19 protein-coding genes and 2 tRNA genes are annotated in these 17,432 nt (G+C 68.1%); 10 read left to right on the top strand and 11 right to left on the bottom strand.

The features are described from left to right. Positions 1-15 precede the first annotated feature (15 nt). A complete protein-coding gene (gene rpoZ, locus ACX40Y_RS03960; RefSeq protein ID WP_459118224.1) occupies positions 16-360 on the top strand; it encodes a DNA-directed RNA polymerase subunit omega in 345 nt (114 codons plus the stop codon). 56 nt (positions 361-416) lie between these two features. On the opposite strand, the gene ACX40Y_RS03955 is transcribed toward rpoZ, so the two are convergent. Genes ACX40Y_RS03955 through ACX40Y_RS03945 form a run of 3 tightly spaced genes read right to left on the bottom strand, consistent with a single transcriptional unit; the run spans position 417 to position 2,743 of the window. Beyond that, positions 417-944, bottom strand: coding sequence for a DUF4269 domain-containing protein (locus ACX40Y_RS03955; RefSeq protein ID WP_459118223.1), 528 nt, complete (start codon positions 942-944; stop codon positions 417-419). 43 nt (positions 945-987) lie between these two features. Further along, on the bottom strand, positions 988-1,668 hold the full coding sequence (locus tag ACX40Y_RS03950; protein WP_459118222.1) for an RlmE family RNA methyltransferase: 681 nt from the start codon (positions 1,666-1,668) through the stop codon (positions 988-990). 10 nt (positions 1,669-1,678) lie between these two features. Next, positions 1,679-2,743, bottom strand: a complete 1,065-nt coding sequence (locus ACX40Y_RS03945; RefSeq protein ID WP_459118221.1) for a Ppx/GppA phosphatase family protein — start codon at positions 2,741-2,743, stop codon at positions 1,679-1,681. Positions 2,744-2,901: 158 nt separating this feature from the next. Between ACX40Y_RS03945 and ACX40Y_RS03940 the strand changes: the two genes are divergently transcribed. Beyond that, positions 2,902-2,975 (top strand) — tRNA-Gln (locus ACX40Y_RS03940). 26 nt (positions 2,976-3,001) lie between these two features. On the opposite strand, the gene ACX40Y_RS03935 is transcribed toward ACX40Y_RS03940, so the two are convergent. Beyond that, complete coding sequence (locus ACX40Y_RS03935) at positions 3,002-3,871, bottom strand: hypothetical protein (RefSeq protein WP_459118220.1); 870 nt, start codon at positions 3,869-3,871, stop codon at positions 3,002-3,004. Positions 3,872-3,980: 109 nt separating this feature from the next. Here ACX40Y_RS03935 and ACX40Y_RS03930 point away from each other — a divergent pair, with 109 nt between their 5' ends. Continuing rightward, entirely contained in the window at positions 3,981-4,670 is a 690-nt protein-coding gene (locus ACX40Y_RS03930; protein WP_459118219.1) for a phosphatase PAP2 family protein, read from the top strand. Between the two features lie 2 nt (positions 4,671-4,672). Here ACX40Y_RS03930 and ACX40Y_RS03925 read toward each other — a convergent pair whose 3' ends face one another. After that, on the bottom strand, positions 4,673-6,124 hold the full coding sequence (locus ACX40Y_RS03925; RefSeq protein WP_459118218.1) for a helicase HerA domain-containing protein: 1,452 nt from the start codon (positions 6,122-6,124) through the stop codon (positions 4,673-4,675). A gap of 75 nt (positions 6,125-6,199) precedes the next feature. Continuing rightward, positions 6,200-6,712 (bottom strand): GAF domain-containing protein, encoded by a 513-nt coding sequence (locus tag ACX40Y_RS03920; protein WP_459118217.1) that lies wholly within the window; start codon positions 6,710-6,712, stop codon positions 6,200-6,202. Between the two features lie 108 nt (positions 6,713-6,820). On the opposite strand from ACX40Y_RS03920, the gene recQ reads away from it, so the two are divergent. The 5 genes from recQ to ACX40Y_RS03895 all read left to right on the top strand — a co-directional run bounded on the left by recQ (position 6,821) and on the right by ACX40Y_RS03895 (position 11,186). Further along, positions 6,821-8,587, top strand: a complete 1,767-nt coding sequence (gene recQ / locus ACX40Y_RS03915) for a DNA helicase RecQ (protein WP_459118216.1) — start codon at positions 6,821-6,823, stop codon at positions 8,585-8,587. Between the two features lie 42 nt (positions 8,588-8,629). Continuing rightward, positions 8,630-9,286, top strand: a complete 657-nt coding sequence (locus ACX40Y_RS03910; protein ID WP_459118215.1) for a PEPxxWA-CTERM sorting domain-containing protein — start codon at positions 8,630-8,632, stop codon at positions 9,284-9,286. Between the two features lie 115 nt (positions 9,287-9,401). Then, on the top strand, positions 9,402-9,821 hold the full coding sequence (locus tag ACX40Y_RS03905) for a protein tyrosine phosphatase family protein (protein ID WP_459118398.1): 420 nt from the start codon (positions 9,402-9,404) through the stop codon (positions 9,819-9,821). Further along, entirely contained in the window at positions 9,818-10,225 is a 408-nt protein-coding gene (locus tag ACX40Y_RS03900; RefSeq protein WP_459118214.1) for a hypothetical protein, read from the top strand. The genes ACX40Y_RS03905 and ACX40Y_RS03900 overlap by 4 nt, the downstream gene beginning before the upstream one ends. Continuing rightward, entirely contained in the window at positions 10,218-11,186 is a 969-nt protein-coding gene (locus ACX40Y_RS03895) for a sterol desaturase family protein (RefSeq protein WP_459118213.1), read from the top strand. Before ACX40Y_RS03900 ends, ACX40Y_RS03895 begins: the two co-directional genes overlap by 8 nt. Positions 11,187-11,320: 134 nt before the next feature. Here ACX40Y_RS03895 and ACX40Y_RS03890 read toward each other — a convergent pair whose 3' ends face one another. The 4 genes from ACX40Y_RS03890 to ACX40Y_RS03875 form a co-directional block, all read right to left on the bottom strand. Next, entirely contained in the window at positions 11,321-12,652 is a 1,332-nt protein-coding gene (locus ACX40Y_RS03890) for an ammonium transporter (protein ID WP_459118212.1), read from the bottom strand. A 14-nt stretch (positions 12,653-12,666) separates the two neighbouring features. After that, positions 12,667-13,005 carry a P-II family nitrogen regulator gene (locus ACX40Y_RS03885; protein WP_459118211.1) on the bottom strand — a complete coding sequence of 113 codons (339 nt, stop codon included), beginning with the start codon at positions 13,003-13,005 and terminating at the stop codon, positions 12,667-12,669. A gap of 181 nt (positions 13,006-13,186) precedes the next feature. Beyond that, positions 13,187-13,795 carry an LON peptidase substrate-binding domain-containing protein gene (locus tag ACX40Y_RS03880; protein WP_459118210.1) on the bottom strand — a complete coding sequence of 203 codons (609 nt, stop codon included), beginning with the start codon at positions 13,793-13,795 and terminating at the stop codon, positions 13,187-13,189. Next, on the bottom strand, positions 13,792-14,688 hold the full coding sequence (locus tag ACX40Y_RS03875; protein ID WP_459118397.1) for a tetratricopeptide repeat protein: 897 nt from the start codon (positions 14,686-14,688) through the stop codon (positions 13,792-13,794). Before ACX40Y_RS03875 ends, ACX40Y_RS03880 begins: the two co-directional genes overlap by 4 nt. A 213-nt stretch (positions 14,689-14,901) precedes the next feature. On the opposite strand from ACX40Y_RS03875, the gene ACX40Y_RS03870 reads away from it, so the two are divergent. After that, a tRNA-Gly gene (locus ACX40Y_RS03870) sits at positions 14,902-14,976 on the top strand. Positions 14,977-15,127: 151 nt separating this feature from the next. Continuing rightward, positions 15,128-16,564 carry a methyltransferase gene (locus ACX40Y_RS03865; RefSeq protein ID WP_459118209.1) on the top strand — a complete coding sequence of 479 codons (1,437 nt, stop codon included), beginning with the start codon at positions 15,128-15,130 and terminating at the stop codon, positions 16,562-16,564. 115 nt (positions 16,565-16,679) lie between these two features. Here the strand turns inward: ACX40Y_RS03865 and ACX40Y_RS03860 are convergent, their stop codons facing one another. Next, on the bottom strand, positions 16,680-17,378 hold the full coding sequence (locus ACX40Y_RS03860) for a FadR/GntR family transcriptional regulator (RefSeq protein ID WP_459118208.1): 699 nt from the start codon (positions 17,376-17,378) through the stop codon (positions 16,680-16,682). Between the last annotated feature and the right edge of the window lie 54 nt (positions 17,379-17,432).

The raw sequence follows: 17,432 nt of genomic DNA, 5'->3' as shown, positions 1-17,432 counted from the left end.
TCCAAGGAAGCGTAGATGGCGCGCGTCACAGTCGAGGATTGCGTCGACAAGATCCCCAACCGGTTCGATCTGGTCCTGTTCGCGGCTCAGCGCGCGCGGCAGATTTCGGGCGGTGCCGACCTGACGCTCGATCGCGATCGCGACAAGAACCCGGTCGTCGCGCTGCGCGAGATCGCCGAAGAGACGATCCGCCCCGATCATCTCGAGGAAGCGGTCGTCTCCAGCCTGCAGCGCGTCCGCATCGACGATGAGGATGCGCCGGACGAGGTCGGCTCGATCGCGGCCCAGGCCGAAGCCCTGCGCCTCACCGCCGCCGCGCCGCCGCGTAACCAGAATATGGGCGGCGATTACGAAGGCTGATCGGCCTTCGACCCGACGACCCAAAAGGGGCTGGCGGAAACGCCGGCCCTTTTTGTTTAGCCGCCGATCAACGCGCGCAGCACGGCATCGTCGAGCGGCTCGAGGTCGAGCAAGGCGGCATAGGGATCGCCGGTCAGTCCCAGCACCTGCGCAAAGGCGGGTTCGGTCTTGGCGCCCGCCCGCCGGCGCGCCATCACCGCCGCGCGAAATTCCTCGCCGCCCAGCGCGAGCAGGCGCTGCTCGATGCAGAAATGCCGCCAGCCGATCTGCGCCGCCACCGGCCGCGCCTGGCCGAACAGTTCGAACACCCAGCCGGCGAAGCGAAAGCGCGCGACGACGGGCCGGTCGCTGCCCTGCCATTGCCACATCGCGAAGCCCGGCCGATCGCGACAGGCGCGCCACACCGAATCGGCAAAGGCGAGCGGGTTGGGCGCATGGCACAGGATGTCGATGTCGCTCCCGGGCAGGTCGAGGCCCAGGGGCGGCGTCCCCGCAACGTGGGGATCATGGGCTGCCAGCCGTTCGATCACGCCGCTGCGGGCAAGCGCCTCTCGATAAGGCGGGCGATTGCGGCGGGCGGTCATCGGCTTGCCATGCCCGCTTTCCGGCCGGCCGGGGCGGGATGCCTCAATCGGCGTCGGGCGCGCTGCGCCCCTTGAAGCCCTGCGCCACCACATACCATTCGACCGATCCCTTGCGGCTGGCCGGCGGCTTGGCGTGCTTCACCGTCGCGAAATTGCGCTTCATCTCGGCCACCAGTGCCGAATCGGCGCCGCCGGCGAACACCTTGGCGACAAAATCGCCGCCCGGCTCGAGCGTCTGGATCGCGAAATCGAGCGCGGTTTCCACCAGCCCCATCGTGCGCAGCGCATCGGTCTGCGGGTGGCCGACGGTGTTCGCCGCCATGTCGGACAGGATCAGGTCCGGCGCGCCGCCCAGCGCCTCGATCAGGCGATCGGGCGCGGCATCGTCCATGAAATCCATCTGGAGCAGCGTCGCGCCCTCGATCGGATCGACCGGCAACAGGTCGATGCCGACGACCGCCGCCTTGGGCAGCACGCGGCGCACCACCTGCGTCCAGCCGCCCGGGGCCACGCCCAGATCGACCACACGCTTCGCACCCTTCAGAAACCCGAATTTCTCGTCGAGCTCGGTCAGCTTGTACGCCGCGCGGCTGCGATAGCCCTCGGCCCGCGCGCGCTTGACATAGGGATCGTTCAGCTGCCGCTCGAGCCAGCGCGTCGATTGCGCCGTCCGTCCCCGCGCCGTGCGCACGCGAACATGGCCGCGCCCTCCACCCCTGCTCATGCCCAGATCCTCATAACGCGGCGCCGCCGATCAGCCGCCGCAAAATGCCTTCACGAATGCCCCGGTCGGCGATGCCCAGCCGCTCGGCCGGCCAGATGTCCAGGATCGATTCGAGAATCGCGCAGCCGGCGGTGACCAGATCGGCGCGTTCATTGCCGATGCACGGCACTTCGCTGCGCTCCTTCATGCTCATCGTCGCGATCCGGCGGCTCACCTCGCGCATCGCCGCGCTGGGCACGATCAGCCCGTCGACCGCCGAGCGATCATAGGACGTCAGGCCCAGATGCACGCTCGCCAGCGTCGTCACCGTGCCGCTGGTGCCGAGCAGGCGCGGGGTGCCGCGCGGCGGGCGCAGCCGGGCGACGAACGGCGCGAAGCTTTCGCGCACCCGCGCGCGCATGTCGGCATAGATCGCCGCGCGCGCCGCATCGCGCGCCGCCCCGGTGCCGGCCGCGGTCGCCTCGGTGAGCGAGACGACGCCCCAGGGCGCGCTGTGCCAGTCGAGGATGTGCGGCACCGGCGCGTGCGAATCGACCAGCACCAGCTCGGTCGATCCGCCGCCGATGTCGAACACCAGCGCCGGCCCGTCGCCGGGCTCGAGCAATGCATGGCAGCCGAGCACCGCAAGCCGCGCCTCTTCCTCGGCGGTGATGATGTCGAGCGCGATTCCGGTTTCCCGATAGACGCGGTCAATGAACTCGGCGCCATTCGCGGCCTGGCGGCACGCCTGCGTCGCCACCGATCGGGCGAGCGCGACATGGCGCCGCTTCAGCTTCTCGGCGCAGATCCGCAGCGCCGCCAGCGTTCGTTCGATCGCCGCGTCGGACAGCCGGCCGGTGGTCGCCAGCCCTTCGCCCAGCCGCACGATTCGCGAAAAGGCATCGATCACGGCAAAACCGCCGCCCTGCGGCCGCGCGATCAGCAGCCGGCAATTGTTGGTCCCCAGATCCAGCGCGGCATAGTGGCGCGGATCGGACCAGCGGCTTCCGGCGCTCTTCCCCGCCGGAATCGGCGGCACGGGGCGGGCGGCGACGCTACGCTGCCCGCGGGGTATTCTGGCGGAGCCATCCCCCATCGCTTCAAACTCTCTTATGTTCTTCCGTCATCGGGCCAAAACGGCTCGACCGGTGCTTGAGTGCCAAGCTAGCCCAGCCCGCCGTCAAGAGCAAGGCGACCGCCGATTGCGGCGTTGACACGGCGCCCGCACCGCCCTATTCGGCGCGACCTGACCGGTGCCCCGTCGTCTAAAGGTAAGACTACGGACTCTGACTCCGTCAATTGAGGTTCGAATCCTCACGGGGCATCCAGCTTTCCTCCTTGCCGGCACCAGCGCTCAGGCGCGACTGCAACGCATTGTCAGACGTTTCGCGGGCTTATCGTAGAGGATCGAGGCGCAGCGCGAGAGTAAGTCGGCACCGATCGACAAGGCCAGCCGCCGCTTCCCCTTGCCCTTTCCGGTGACGACGATTTCGTCGGGGTCCTGATCGCCGTCGGGGATGCTCGCGGCCGAGCCGAAATCGCCGGTGCGCACCATCATGCCGCCCAGTTGCAGCGGGCCGATCGCCAGCGGACGCGCGAGCGCCAGGTGGCGCACCGGGCGTTCGATATCGAGCTTGATCATCATGTGGTGCGGCGCGCCATCGAAGCCCCCGCCACGGGCCGCAGCGAGCGCGGCGCCCGCCCCTGCCGTCGCCAGCGTCTCCGCGCGAAAGGGCGCGAAGGCGATTCGCATCGTCTCACCCCCGACCGGCAATTCGATCCCGAGGCCGCTATAGCCCCAATCAGCCAATGGGAAGCTGGCGGCGACATCGTCGGAGCGATCGGGGCGCAGGCGAAACAGGATGCGCGGATCGGGCAGCCCGCCGGGGCCGATCGCGCCGTCCGCATCGTGCTCGAACGGCGCGGCGAACCAGGTGACGCGCCGCTTGAATTCACCCCGTCCAAGGTCGAGCCGCACCACCGCCGACTTGCCCGGCACCTTGACCGGGCCGATCCCGGCGCGGGTGCCGAAGGGGCCGGATTCGAACCCTGCGCGCGCAGCGAAATCGGGGTTGAACACCGGGATGCTCGGCGCCGCCGGGTCGATGCGCAAATGCGCTGTCACGCCGTGGATCGTGGCCGGCACCGGCGACCGGCCGAACTCGATCACCGGCGCATCCGCCGCCAGTCCGCCGACCGCCATCGCCGCCATGATCCGCCACATGCCGCGCCCTCTCCCTCAACGCACCAACTGTCGAACGGCAATGCGGCGAAACGCAGGCACTTGGCCACAGGACTTGCCGCGCCGCTGCTGCCTCCGCAAAAGGCGCGGCATGCCCCATTCTCTCCCCACCGACGCCAATCCGCTGCAACCGCAAAACCGCCGCTGGCTGTGGCCGGCGCTCGCCCTGCTCGGCGTCTCGCTCGGTGCGATCGCGCTGTATCTGCTGCTCGGGCTCGCCTCGGGCTTCGCGCTCGACGGCCGCATCCTCCTCGCCCTGCGCCAGCCCGGCGCGCTGGCGACGCCGATCGGCCCGCGCTGGCTCCTGCAATCGGCGACGGACATCAGCGCGCTCGGCGGCTTCACCGTGCTCTGGCTGTTCGGCAGCGGCGCCATCGCCTTCCTGTTCGCGTTCGGCAAGCGCGCCGAAGCGCTGCTGCTCGCCGGCTCGCTGCTCGGCGCATCGGCGTTGAACGCGCTGCTCAAGCTCGCCGTCCACCGCCCGCGCCCCGATCTGGTGCCGCACCTCGCCGAAGTGTCGAACGCCAGCTTCCCCAGCGGCCATGCGATGGTTTCCGCCGCCGCCTATCTGGTGCTCGGCGTGATGGTGGCGCAGACCCAGCCCAACCGCTGGGCGCGCGCGACCTTGCTTGCGCTCGCGGTGCTGCTCGTGCTGCTGATCGGGTGCAGCCGCGTCTATCTCGGCGTCCACTGGCCGTCGGACGTGCTCGCCGGCTGGTGCTTCGGCTCGGTCTGGGCGTTGTGCATGTTCGCGCTCAACGCCCGGCTGCACCGCGGCTAGGCTCAGCCGTCCGAGGCCTGCGTCGTCCAGCCGAGCCGGGGAATCGTGATCGATCGCTTGCCCGACAGGTCGACGCGCGTGACGAACAGCCCCTTGCTCTCGATATATTGCATCAGCCGCCGCACGCGCCCGAGCGAGCTGGTGCCATAGCTGGTCGCGATCTCGGTCTCGCTCGGGCAGGGCAGCCCCTCGCGCGCCGCCCTGGCGACGAGCAGGAACGGGCCGAGCATATCGTCGGGCAGCGCCCGCGCCGCTTCCAGCGCCTGCGCCCAGTCGTCGTCGGGATCGCCGTGAATGCCCGCGCGCGCCGCAGACAGCCGCCGGACGAAGCCGGAAAGGTCGAGCGGCGGGCGGGTCAGCCCCACCATCCGGCAGCGCACCTGGAAATCCTGATACAGCACCGATGGCGATCGCAGGGTCGACTGTTCGTCCTCGACGATCGCGCGCAGCACATCGGCGACCAGCCCGGCGACTTCCTCGGGATCGCGATCGGGCTCGACCTCCATCGGCGCCGGGGCCGAACGCGCAAGCTGCTCGAGCACGGTCTCCGGCTGGGCATAGGCCGGCGCGGGCGGCGGGGCCGGCGGCACCCATTCGGGCTCGGCAGGGGCCAGCAACAGATCCTTGATCGCCTCGCTCGGTGCCTGCGGCAGCGGGGTCAGCTTGGGGCTGGAGCTGCGCGCGCTGGTCTCGACCGATCCGATGCGGATCGCCACCGGCCGCCGCGTGATTGCGGGGCCGAGGCCCAGGAAATGCCCGCGCGCCAGATCGCGGATGCTCTCCGCCTGGCGCCGTTCCATGCCGAGCAGGTCGGCGGCGCGCTGCATGTCGATGTCGAGAAAGGTGCGCCCCATCAGGAAGTTCGACGCCTCGGCCGCGACATTCTTGGCGAGCTTGGCCAGCCGCTGCGTCGCGATCACGCCCGCGAGCCCGCGCTTGCGGCCGCGGCACATCAGGTTGGTCATCGCGGAAAGCGAGGCGCGGCGCACCTCTTCCGCCACTTCGCCGCCGCCCGAGGGCGCGAACAGCTGGGCCTCGTCGACCACCACCAGCGCCGGATACCAATGGTCGCGCGGCGCATCGAACAGGCCGTTGAGGAAGGTGGCGGCGCAGCGCATCTGCCCCTCGGCCTCCAGCCCTTCGAGGCTCAGCACCACCGAGGCGCGATGCTCGCGGATGCGCGCCGCAAAGCGCGCGACGTCGCGCTCGCTATGCGCCACCGCCTCGATCGCGAGATGGCCGTAGCGATCCGAAAGCGTCACGAAATCGCCCTCGGGATCGATCACCACCTGCTGCACATGGCCGGCCGACTGTTCGAGCAGGCGGCGCAGCAGGTGCGACTTGCCCGATCCCGAATTGCCCTGGACGAGCAGCCGGGTGGCGAGCAACTCTTCCAGATCGACCGGCACGGGGCTGCCCGTGCCGTCGACGCCCATGTCCACGCTGACGGTCATCGCGGCCGCTTTGCCGGATCATGGGGGGCAGCGGCAAGGGTGTATCCTGTGAAAACTGTGGGTGTTCGTTTCGCGTCAGGCTGCGTCGGCGGCGTTGAGCCTCTGGCGGCGGCGCTCCAGCGCCTCCATCGTCTTCTCGGCGAGTTGCGCCAGCCGGGCCTTGTCCTCGTCGGTCATGCGCCCGCGCGCCAGCCGGTCGATCACGCAAAGCGTCCCGATCCGCCGTCCCGTCGGCGTGCGCAGCGGCGCGCCGGCGTAGAAGCGGATATTGGGATCGCCGGTCACCAGCGGGTTTTCGGCGAATCGCGGGTCAGCGCTGGCATCGTTCACCACGAACACATCGCCGCCGTGGATCGCATGCGTGCAGAACGAGATCGATCGCGGCGTCTCCTGCGGCTCCAGCCCCACGCGCGCCTTGAACCATTGCCGGTTCTCGTCGATCAGCGAAATCAGCGCGATCGGCACGCCCAGCGCCGCCGCCGCCTCGCGCACGATCGCGTCGAATTCGGCCTCGTTGGGCGTATCGAGCACGCCATAGCCCTTCAGCTCGGCGACACGGCGGGCTTCGTCGGGGGTTTCGAACGACATTGCTGGCTTCCCTTTACGCGACACGCCCCCCGGCGAGATGCCCCCTCTATCCGTGCAATCGTTAACAGTTGCTCGACAGGCGCCCCGTCCGGCGGCTAGGTGCGGCGAATGCCGGGCAATCCGATCGAACAGCTCCGCCGGGTCTTCGGCTTCGATGCCTTCCGGGGCGTCCAGGCGTCGGTGGTCGATCGCGTGCTGGCGGGCGCACGCACGCTCGCGGTGATGCCCACCGGCGCGGGCAAGTCGCTCACCTATCAGCTGCCGGCGGTGATGCTGGAGGGCACCTGCGTCGTCGTCAGCCCGCTGATCGCGCTGATGCACGATCAGCTCCGCGCCGCCGAGGCGGTGGGCATCCGCGCCGCCACGCTCACCAGCGTCGACGAAAACCGCGCCGAGACGATCGAGCGGTTCCGCGCCGGCGACCTCGACCTGCTCTATGTCGCCCCCGAACGCGCCTCGAACGAGGGGTTCCGCAACCTGCTCACCCAGGCACCGCTCAGCCTGTTCGCGATCGACGAGGCACATTGCGTCTCCGAATGGGGGCATGATTTCCGCCCCGATTACCGGCTGCTCAGGCCCCTGCTCGATCGCTTCCCCGATGTGCCGCGCCTCGCGCTCACCGCGACGGCGGACGCGCACACCCGCGCCGACATCCTCGAACAGCTCGGCATTCCCGAGGACGGGCTGATCGTCGCCGGCTTCGATCGGCCGAACATCCGCTATTCGATCGCCCCGCGTGAAAACACGACGCGCCAGATCATCGATGTGGTGCGCGACAATCCCGGCCCCGGCATCGTCTATGCCCAGACGCGGATGGGGGTGGAAAAGCTCGCCGAGAAGCTGGCGGGCGAAACCGGGCGGCCGGTGCTCCCCTATCATGCCGGGCTCGATCCCGCCGTCCGCCGCCGCAACCAGGCGGCGTTCGTCGCCAGCGAGGACATGGTGGTCGTCGCCACCGTCGCGTTCGGCATGGGGATCGACAAGCCCGATGTGCGCTTCGTCGCCCATGCCGGGCTGCCCAAGTCGATCGAGGCCTATTATCAGGAAACCGGCCGCGCCGGGCGCGACGGCGATCCGGCGGTCGCGCATCTGTTCTGGGGTGCCGATGATTTCGCTCGCGCCCGCCAGCGGATCGGCGAGGTCGAGCCTGCGCGCCAGGCGGGCGAGCGCACCCGGCTGGGCGCGCTCGGTGCGCTTGTCGAGACCGCCGGGTGCCGCCGCCGCATCCTGCTCAAGCATTTCGGCGAGGCCCCGCCCGAGGCTTGCGGCAATTGCGACAATTGCCTCTCGCCACCCGCCGCGATCGACGCGACCGTCACCGCGCAGAAATTCCTCTCGGCGGTGTTCCGCACCGGCATGTTGTTCGGCACCGGCTATATCGAGAGCATCCTCACCGGCCAGTCGAGCGACCGCAGCCGGTCGAACGGGCATGAGGCGCTGTCGGTATTCGGCATCGTCGAGGGCGAGGAAGCGGCGCTGCTCAAGCCGGTCTCGCGCGCGCTGCTGCTGCGCGACGCGCTGCGCGCCAACGAACATGGCGGCCTCGAATTCGGCCCCGAGGCGCGCCGCATCCTGAAGGGCGAGGCAACGCTCGCGCTCGTCCTCCCGCCAAAGCGCGCGCGGCGCCGGCGCGGGGCGGGCGGCGAGGCTAATCCGGTCGGCGATCCGCTGTTCGAGGCATTGCGCGCCAAACGCCGCGAGATCGCGCAGGAAACCGGGCTGCCGCCCTATGTGATCTTCCACGATTCGGTCCTGCGCGACATGGCGCTCGCACGACCGGCGACGCTCGCCGATCTTGGCCGCCTCTCGGGCGTCGGCGCGCGCAAGCTCGATGCTTATGGCGACGAGTTTCTCGCGGTGATCCGCCAACATTAAAGTCCTGCAATCGAACAAACGTCACCAAGTTGCGGTATCGCGTTGACGATCCGCAATATTGTCATCATCCTTCGCGTGAGTGAAAACTCGACTCAGGCACATGTACCGGTCGACTTTGCTCTATTTGAGGGGACAATGATGCGTAGCATGATTTTCGCGCTTGCCGCCATCCTGATGGCTGCGCCGGCCACGGCACAAACGTTCACCGGCACCACCAGCCTGTCTGACCCCACCTTCAACCGGACACTGTCCGGCTCGCCGCCAGACGCCCTCTCACTCGTGGGCACCGCGGTTCATTATCAGGCGCTCGCGTTCGAGGTTACCGCCGATGGCGATTACGACTTTCTGCTGGAAGGCACCGATCCCTTCCACTGGGACACGTTTCTCGGCCTCTACACGGGTGCGTTCGATCCGGCGAACGGGCTGCAGAACATCCTGGTCGCAAACGATGATTTCCCCAACATTGGATTCTCCGGGCTTACGGCAAACCTGATGGCTGGCACCTCCTATTTCGCGATCGTCACCGGGTTCGGCAACGAGGATGTCGGCGCGTGGACGCTGGACATTTCAGGCCCCGGCCTGGCCGTTCCCGCCGGTGGTGCGGTGCCGGAACCGGCGGCATGGGCGATGCTGATCGGCGGCTTGGGCTTCGCCGGCGCTGCGATGCGCACGCGCCGCCGCCGACTCGCGCTCGCCTGACGGCAGCAGCCCGGGTGCCGCTAAGCCAGGGCGCCCGGGCTGGCATTTCTTTGGCGGCATCGCGATCTTGCGCTAGGAAACCCGTTCCAGCGAGGAGGAGGATGCCGTGCCCAAGATGATCGACGACCGGATTTCGGTTTCGCCCCAGATCCTGCCGGACGATGTCGCGGCGCTCGCGGCGGCCGGCTTCACCTATATCATCAACAACCGCCCCGAGGGCGAGGAGTCGGGCCAGCCCTCGGGCGACGCGATCGCTGCCGCCGCCGCTGCCGCGGGGCTCGGCTATGCGGCGATTCCGGTGACGCCCGGCGGCTTTTCGATGGCGCAGGTCGAGGCGATGGACGCCGCACTCGCCGAAGCCGATGGCCCTGTGCTGGCCTATTGCCGCTCGGGCACGCGCTCGTGCAACCTCTGGGCGCTGGCATCGGCGCGTCGCGGCGACGATCCCGATACGCTGATCGCCAAGGCGGCAGCGGCCGGCTATGACCTGTCGGCGATCCGGCCTGCGCTTGAGCAGCTTTCCGCCGTGAAATGAACGCGCTCGCGCTGTTCGTCGGGTCGCTGGCCGCGGTGCTGGCGCTCGCATGGACGGCGCGGCGGCTCGGCCTTGGCGGCGGCACGATCGCCAGCGCGGTCGCGGCTTGCGAAGCTGCGGAGGCGCACTTTGCGGACTTCGCCGCCACCCGCGCCTGGCTCTCGGCGGACCATGGCTCGGCGGTGATCACCGGCGCGGACGACAGCGTCGTGCTGCTCCGCGTCCACGGCGCGGGCATCGTCGCGCGGCGGGCATCGCCGCCGCTCGCCCCGCGATCCGACGGCCGCACCATCGTGCTCGCGCCCGATGAGCCCTTCGCCCCGGCGTTCGCGATCACGCTTGAAACGGGGGCCGAAGCGGCGTTACTGACAAGCCTGTTAGCGAAGCAGGCGCCGCATGTCTGAGCTGCCCGATCCGGTCAATTATGCGATCCCGGCCTTTGTGCTGCTGATCCTCGTCGAGATGTTCGTCGCGCGCCGGCGCGATCCGCGCCGCTATTGTCCGCGCGATACGCTCATTTCGCTGCTGCTCGGCCTCGGCAGCACCGTCACCGGCCTCGTCACCACCGGCGCGGTGTTCGCGATCGCGATGGCGGTGTGGCAGTTCCGCCTGCTCGACATCGGCTATGCCTGGTATTGGTGGATCATCGCCTTCGTGCTCGATGACTTCGCTTATTATGTCTATCACCGCGCCGGACACCGGGTGCGCTGGTTCTGGGCCAGCCATGTCGTCCATCATTCGAGCCAGCATTATAACCTGTCGACCGCGCTGCGGCAGACCTGGACGCATTTCATCAGCGTCAGCTTCGTCTTCCGGCTGCCGCTGTTCCTGATCGGCTTTCCGCCGGCGATGATCTTCTTCGTCGCCGCGCTCAACCTGATCTACCAGTTCTGGATCCACACCGAAGCGATCGGGCGGATGCCCGCCTGGTTCGAAGCGGTGATGAACACGCCGTCGCATCACCGCGTCCATCATGCCACCAATCCGCGCTATCTCGATCGCAACTATGCCGGGGTGTTCATCGTCTGGGATCGGCTGCTCGGCACGTTCGAGCCCGAGCGCGACGACGATCGCCCGCGCTATGGCCTTGTCCACGATCTCGGCAGCTTCAACCTGCTCTGGGCGGTCGTCCACGAATGGGTCGGCATCGCCCGCGATCTGTGGCGCGCACCGGACTGGCGGACACGCTGGCGCATCGTCGCCGCGCCGCCCGGCTGGCGCCATGACGGCAAGCATGAGACGGCGGAGGCGATCCGCGCGCGCTGGCTCGCCCGGGCGCCGCGACACGGCACCGCGCACGCCATGCCGCCCGCATCGCCGCCCGCCTCCAGCCCGTCGTCCGACGCGCACTCGCAACCCGTCTGAAGCGCGAAGCCGGCGCCCCCCACTCGAGCGCCAGACGCAAAAAGAAGGGCCGGTGGTTGCCCACCGGCCCAGTTGTCCGCAGGAGGAACCTCGGTGGGGCACCGCGCGAACCGGTCGCGCGGTGCCCGATCTCGTCAGTAATTATAGGCGCGCTCGCCATGGTCAGCGAGGTCGAGCCCTTCGCGCTCGCTCTCTTCGCTGGCCCGCAGCCCGGTGACCGCCTTGGCGACATAGACCGCGATCAGCGTGCCGATCGCCGCCCACACCACGGTCGCCGCGACCGCCTCGATCTGCACGATCAGCTGCTCGCCCAGTGCCTTGCCGCCGTTGCCGGGGCCGCCGAACGCCGCGTCGTTGACGATCGCCGTGCCGATCGCGCCGACGATGCCGCCCACGCCGTGGATGCCGAACGTGTCGAGCGCGTCGTCATAGCCGAGCGCCGGCTTGAGCTTCGACACCGCGAGGAAGCAGATCACCGAAGCGACCGCGCCGAGCAGCACCGAACCGAAGGGCGATGCGTTGCCCGCCGCCGGCGTCACCGCGACGAGGCCGGCGATGATGCCCGAGCAGAAGCCCAGCGCCGAACCCTTGTGGCCCAGCAGCCGCTCGGCCAGCATCCAGAACAGCCCGCCCGCCGCCGTCGCGACGAAGGTGTTGATCATCGCCAGGCCCGCCGAGCCATTGGCCTCGAGCGCCGAGCCGGCGTTGAAGCCGAACCAGCCGACCCACAGCAGGCCGGTACCGATGCCGGTCATGGTCAGCGAGTGCGGCGTCATCCGCTCGGTCGGATAGCCCAGGCGCTTGCCCAGGATCACGCAGGCGACCAGCGCCGAGATGCCCGAGTTGATGTGCACCACGGTGCCGCCGGCGAAATCGAGCGCGCCCGCCTTGAAGAACACGCCGGTCGCTGCCCACACCATGTGCGCGATCGGGAAATAGACGATCGTCAGCCAGACGACCGCGAACACCATCACGGCGGAGAACTTGATCCGCTCGACCACCGAACCCAGCACCAGCGCGATCGTGATCGCGGCGAAGGTCATCTGGAAACAGATGAACACATATTCGGGGATCTCGACGCCCGCGGTGAACGTCGCGGCATTGCTCGCCGCCGTCACGCCCTTCAGGAACGCCTTGTCGAACGTGCCGATGAAGTTGGCGATGAACCCGCTGTTATCGGGGCCGAACGCCATGGTGTAGCCGTACATGATCCACAGGATCATCGCGAGCGCAGCCGCCGCGCCGACCTGCGTCATCACCGACAGCATGTTCTTGGTGCGGACCAAGCCGCCATAGAACAGCGCCAGGCCCGGCACGATCATCATCAGCACGAGCAGCGTCGACGTCATCATCCAGGCGGTATCGCCCTTGTCGACGGTCGCCGCGGCGGCTTCCTGCGCCCAGGCCGGCGCGGCCACGAACGCCGAAAGACCGGCGACGGCAGCCAATTTCGATGCAGTCTTCATCTGGACCCCCTTCATCACAGCGCCGTCTCGTCGGTCTCGCCCGTGCGGATCCGCACGGCCTGACCCATGTCGAGGACGAAAATCTTGCCATCACCGATCGCGCCGGTGCTCGCGGCCGTCTGGATCGCCTCGACCGCACGATCGGCGAGGTCCCCAGCCACCGCCGCTTCGATCTTGATCTTGGGAACCATGTTGGTGCTGTATTCGGCACCGCGATAGATTTCGGTCTGCCCCTTCTGGCGGCCAAAGCCCTTCACTTCGGTCACGGTCATGCCGGTCACGCCGACGGCGGTGAGCGCCTCGCGCACCTCGTCCAGCTTGAACGGTTTTATGATGGCGATGATGAGCTTCATGTCGCCCCCTCTTGGCGTTTTGTCCCGATGGAGTGTTCAGCAAGGGGCGTGCCAAGTCAGAAAGCGCGCGTTTCCGCCCGCTTCCGCGCAAGGAAATATTACCGAAAGGTGAATTTTTTGTGCAGCCGCGAAGAACTGCGCATTTTTTAGGCAGCAGCGCGCGCCGCCGCCCGCGCGTCGCCTATTGCAGCGTCGCCCGGTCCTCGCCGTGCCGGCCGAAGAAGCGCATCAGCTGGATGATCAGTTCCGATCGCATCGACAGCGTCTCCGCCTCGAGCAGCGCCTGTTTCGACGCCGCATCGAACGGCGCCACCTGGGCGATGCCGTTGACCAGCGATTCGTCGTCGAGCCGCGTCACCGCTTCCCAGTCGACCGCATAGCCGAGACCGTCGGCAAAGCGCCGCGCCTCGATCTCCAGCGCCGCCCGCTCGGCCAGCGCCAGCTGCTCGATCCGGTCGGCGGGCTCGACCTCAGCCTCGACCTGGCGGAACGGCGTCGTGACGTTCAGCTCGCTCAGGATCGTGAACCGCGCCACGCCCTCCAGCACCAGATTGTAGCGTCCATCCTCCAGCGCCTCGACGTCGATGATCCGCCCCACGCAGCCGGTCGAAAACAGCGCAGGCGGGTCGCCGGCGTCGCGCGGCTGGACCATGCCGATCCGCCGGTCGCGCGCCAGCGCGTCGGACACCATCGCCCGGTAGCGCGGCTCGAAAATGTGCAGCGGCAGGTGCATCCGCGGAAACAGCAGCGCGCCGCCGAGCGGAAAGACCGAAAGCCGCCGCGCGCTCATCCGAACAGGATCGCCGAAAGCTTGCGCCGCTGCGCCGAGACCCACGGGTCTTCCAGCCCGACCACCTCGAACAGCTTGAGCAGCCGCTGCCGCGCCGCGCCCTCGTTCCAGGCGCGATCGTCGCGCACCATCGCGAGCAGCGTCTCGGCCGCACCGTCGCGGTCGCCCGCCGCCATCTGGCCGCCGGCGAGCTCATAGCGTGCGTCCATGTCCTCGGGATTCGCCGCCGCCCGCGCCGCCAGCGCCGACAGGTCGTCGACCGGCTGCGCCTCGCGCGCCAGGCTCAGCGCCGCGCGCGCGCGCTCCACCTCGGGCGCCTTGGCGGCGTCGCCCTCGAGCGCGTCGAGCACCGCCTGCGCCTCGTCAGGGCAGCCGAGCATCGTCAGCGCCCGCGCCCGGCCCGCCGCGATCGCGGCATGGCCCGGGGCCATTTCGGCGAGCTGATCGAAGATCGACAGCGCCCGCGACGCATCGCCCTCGCCCAGCACCTGCTCGGCCATCTCGATCATCGGCTCCAGCTCGGCCTCGGCCGCGGCTTCCTCGCCCTGCACCGGCAACTGGCGCAGAATCTGGTCGAGCATCGTGCGCAGCTGCGATTCGGTGCGCGCGCTGGTCAGGTCGGCGACCAGCTGGCCCTGGAACATCGCATAGACGGTCGGGATCGACCGCACCTGGAATTGCGCGGCGATGAACTGGTTCTTGTCGACGTCCACCTTGGCGAGCGCGACGCCCTTGCCCGCATAATCGGCGGCGACCTTGTCGAGCACGGGCGCCAGCGCCTTGCACGGCCCGCACCATTCGGCCCAGAAATCGATGATCACCAGCTTGCTCATCGACGGCTCGACGATGTCGCGGCGAAACGCGTCGACGGCTTGCTTCTCGGCGGGGCTCATTCCAAGCGTGGCCAAAACCTGCTCCTTGCGATTGCATCAGCCCGGGTGCCGGCGGCACCGCGGATTCATTGCGGCCTATTTGGGCGCTCCGGGCAAAAGCGCCAACCCTTTTCGGAAAAGAGCATAAGGGGGCTTGCGCACCCCCCGACCCGCTGCTAGTGGGCGCGCCTCACCCGGCGGTACCGCTTCATTGCAACCGCCCATGACGCCAGAGCGGGCGTAGCTCAGGGGTAGAGCACAACCTTGCCAAGGTTGGGGTCGAGGGTTCGAATCCCTTCGCCCGCTCCAGTCTTTCCAAAGACTGATCGACGCCGTCCTTTTCCCCACGAATCGACGTTAGTCACCCGGATCATCGGCGAGAGTGTTGCTCGCGCGCATTGCTTGCCCGTGCTCGCCCCGCTGATATAGACGCACCGCGCAGGCGCGGGAGTCGACGACCTTGGAAAGTTCCTATTTCGATCTGGACCGGAACCGGGATGGCGTAAGCAAAGGATTGCATCGCCAACTGATCGGCGATCAGTGGGACGCGATCGGCAGGCTTCAATTCGAGTTCCTGGTTTCCGAAGGCCTGAAGCCGGAACACAAGCTGGTCGATATCGGGTGCGGCTCGCTTCGAGGCGGCGTGCATTTCGTGAACTATCTCGAGCCGGGAAATTATCACGGCTCCGATATGAATCAGGCGTTCCTTGATGCCGGTTATGACATCGAGCTGGCGGAAGCCGGAATCCAGGACAGGATGCCGCGCGAAAACCTGGTCTGCACCGACGCCTTCGAATTGCCCTGGCCTGACGGTACCTTCGATTTCGCGATCGCCCAATCGGTGTTCACCCACCTCACGCTCAATCGCATCCGGCAATGTCTGGTCCGGACTGCCCCGAAGATGAAGCCGGGCGGCACCTTCTATGCCACCTTTTTCGAGCTTCCCGACGGCGCGCCGTCCGATAGGCCGCTTCGCCATGAGCCGGGTGGCAAGATCACCTATGACGTTCAGGATCCCTATCACTATTCGGTTCGGGATCTGTCCTACGCCATTCGAGGCCTGCCCTGGCATTTGCGCTATATCGGTGACTGGAACCACCCCAGGGCGCAGCGGATCTGTGCCTTCGTGCGAGCGGAAGATGCGCCTGCTCCGGAAGGTGAGGACCAACGGTCCCTTACCATCGATGAGGCCGGCGCGCTCGACGCCGGACGCAATCATTACCGTGCCTATGTTGGCCCGCCCAACCGGTTCGACTTCATGAGCGCAACGCAGTTCGGTCTGCTCTTCCAGAACGGGCTGCGCGACCATCACCATGTGCTCGATTTCGGTGCCGGATCGCTGCGTCTGGGCAGGCTGCTGATTCCGTACCTGCGACCCGGTCGCTATCATGCGATTGAGCCGAACACATGGCTGATCGACGATGCGGTCCGCAACGAGCTCGGGCAGGATGCCGTCGATCTGAAACAGCCTGTATTCTCGGCCGATGCATCCTTCAATTGCGCGGTTCTCGGTCGGAAGTTCGACTTCATCATGGCGCAATCGATCGTCACGCATTGCGGTCCCGCGCTCTTCCAAAAGCTGATGAACAGCTTTGCCGACGTTTTGGAAGAGGACGGGCTCGCGCTGTTTTCCTACTGGAACACGCCTGAACCGCACGAGCATGCCGCGTCGGAGGGCTGGGTCTATCCAGGCTCCGTTCGCTACACCGAAGCGGAAGTGCATGCATTTCTTTCGGCCGCGGGTCTCTCGGGCAAAGCGATCCCATGGTATCATCCGGGCGCCAGCTGGTTCCTGGCATCGCGGAATCCCGGCCGGCTGCCGAACGATGACGAATTGCGGTTCTTGAGCGGAGCGGTTCTGCACGATCCGCAATTCGCTGCAAGCAGACGGCCCTAAACGCGCGCTTCGAGTTGATCGTTTTCGCACGGCGGCCGGCGTAACTCGGCGACCACCGATCAAGGCGGCGCTCGTCTGCGGTCCGGCGCAAAACAACGGCGCTGGCAACGCCCGCTCACGGCATCAGCCGCTTGCGCCCTTCGCTCAGGTGCCAGCGCATCGCCAGCGCCGCGCCGTCGGCGTCCTGCGCGCGGATCGCCTCGACGATCATCTCATGCTCGCGCACCATCGCCGCGATCGGCTCGGGCTCGCGCATCCGGGCGATGTCGACGCCGGCGCGCATGATCCGCATCGTTTCCTCGTGCAGATGGTCGAACGCCTTTTCGAACGCGGGATTGGCGGTCGCGTGGATGATCGCGCGGTGCAGCCGCCAATCCTCGTCATGCGCCGGGTCGCTCGAAAGCAGCGCGCTGCGCAGCGCCTCCATCGCCGCCTCGATCTCGGCCAGCTGGTCGGCCGATCGCCGGATCGCCGCCAGCCGCGCCGCCTCCGCCTCGACGACGAAGCGCACCTCATAGGTGCCGAGCGTCGCCGATAGCTCGCCCATCGGCATATGCGCTCCCAGCCGCAGCGAGGGGCGGCGCATGATGTACGATCCCGCCCCGCGCCGCGATTCGGTGATGCCGTCGGCGGCAAGCCGCACCAGCGCCTCGCGCACCACCGTCCGCGACATGCCGAACATCGCCGCCAGCCGCGATTCGGACGGCAGCCGGTCGCCGATGCCGAGGTCGCCGCCCAGGATGATCTCGACGATGCGCGAATAGGCGCGGTCGGCGAGCCGTTCGTCACTGGCGGGCACATGGTTTCGCAGCATGACGCCGCACGATAAGGCGGTATCGCCAAATGGCGAGTCGCGAACGGCCCTCCG

The sequence above is a fragment of the Sphingomonas sp. RS6 genome, from assembly GCF_054489705.1.
Note: the sequence above shows the minus strand (reverse complement) of the source record. Positions and strands in the feature narration are given on the sequence as shown.

Bases quoted from the DNA above. Each gene is read 5' to 3' on its own strand.
- ACX40Y_RS03900 (WP_459118214.1), top strand. From the start codon at position 9,818: ATGAACGCGCTCGCGCTGTTCGTCGGGTCGCTGGCCGCGGTGCTGGCG.
- recQ (WP_459118216.1), top strand. From the start codon at position 6,821: ATGCCGGGCAATCCGATCGAACAGCTCCGCCGGGTCTTCGGCTTCGAT.
- ACX40Y_RS03925 (WP_459118218.1), bottom strand. From the start codon at position 6,124: ATGACCGTCAGCGTGGACATGGGCGTCGACGGCACGGGCAGCCCCGTG.
- ACX40Y_RS03875 (WP_459118397.1), bottom strand. From the start codon at position 14,688: ATGAGCCCCGCCGAGAAGCAAGCCGTCGACGCGTTTCGCCGCGACATC.
- ACX40Y_RS03880 (WP_459118210.1), bottom strand. From the start codon at position 13,795: ATGAGCGCGCGGCGGCTTTCGGTCTTTCCGCTCGGCGGCGCGCTGCTG.
- ACX40Y_RS03890 (WP_459118212.1), bottom strand. From the start codon at position 12,652: ATGAAGACTGCATCGAAATTGGCTGCCGTCGCCGGTCTTTCGGCGTTC.
- ACX40Y_RS03885 (WP_459118211.1), bottom strand. From the start codon at position 13,005: ATGAAGCTCATCATCGCCATCATAAAACCGTTCAAGCTGGACGAGGTG.
- ACX40Y_RS03955 (WP_459118223.1), bottom strand. From the start codon at position 944: ATGACCGCCCGCCGCAATCGCCCGCCTTATCGAGAGGCGCTTGCCCGC.
- ACX40Y_RS03950 (WP_459118222.1), bottom strand. From the start codon at position 1,668: ATGAGCAGGGGTGGAGGGCGCGGCCATGTTCGCGTGCGCACGGCGCGG.
- ACX40Y_RS03935 (WP_459118220.1), bottom strand. From the start codon at position 3,871: ATGTGGCGGATCATGGCGGCGATGGCGGTCGGCGGACTGGCGGCGGAT.
- ACX40Y_RS03860 (WP_459118208.1), bottom strand. From the start codon at position 17,378: ATGCTGCGAAACCATGTGCCCGCCAGTGACGAACGGCTCGCCGACCGC.
- ACX40Y_RS03945 (WP_459118221.1), bottom strand. From the start codon at position 2,743: ATGGGGGATGGCTCCGCCAGAATACCCCGCGGGCAGCGTAGCGTCGCC.
- ACX40Y_RS03895 (WP_459118213.1), top strand. From the start codon at position 10,218: ATGTCTGAGCTGCCCGATCCGGTCAATTATGCGATCCCGGCCTTTGTG.
- rpoZ (WP_459118224.1), top strand. From the start codon at position 16: ATGGCGCGCGTCACAGTCGAGGATTGCGTCGACAAGATCCCCAACCGG.
- ACX40Y_RS03920 (WP_459118217.1), bottom strand. From the start codon at position 6,712: ATGTCGTTCGAAACCCCCGACGAAGCCCGCCGTGTCGCCGAGCTGAAG.
- ACX40Y_RS03905 (WP_459118398.1), top strand. From the start codon at position 9,402: ATGATCGACGACCGGATTTCGGTTTCGCCCCAGATCCTGCCGGACGAT.
- ACX40Y_RS03930 (WP_459118219.1), top strand. From the start codon at position 3,981: ATGCCCCATTCTCTCCCCACCGACGCCAATCCGCTGCAACCGCAAAAC.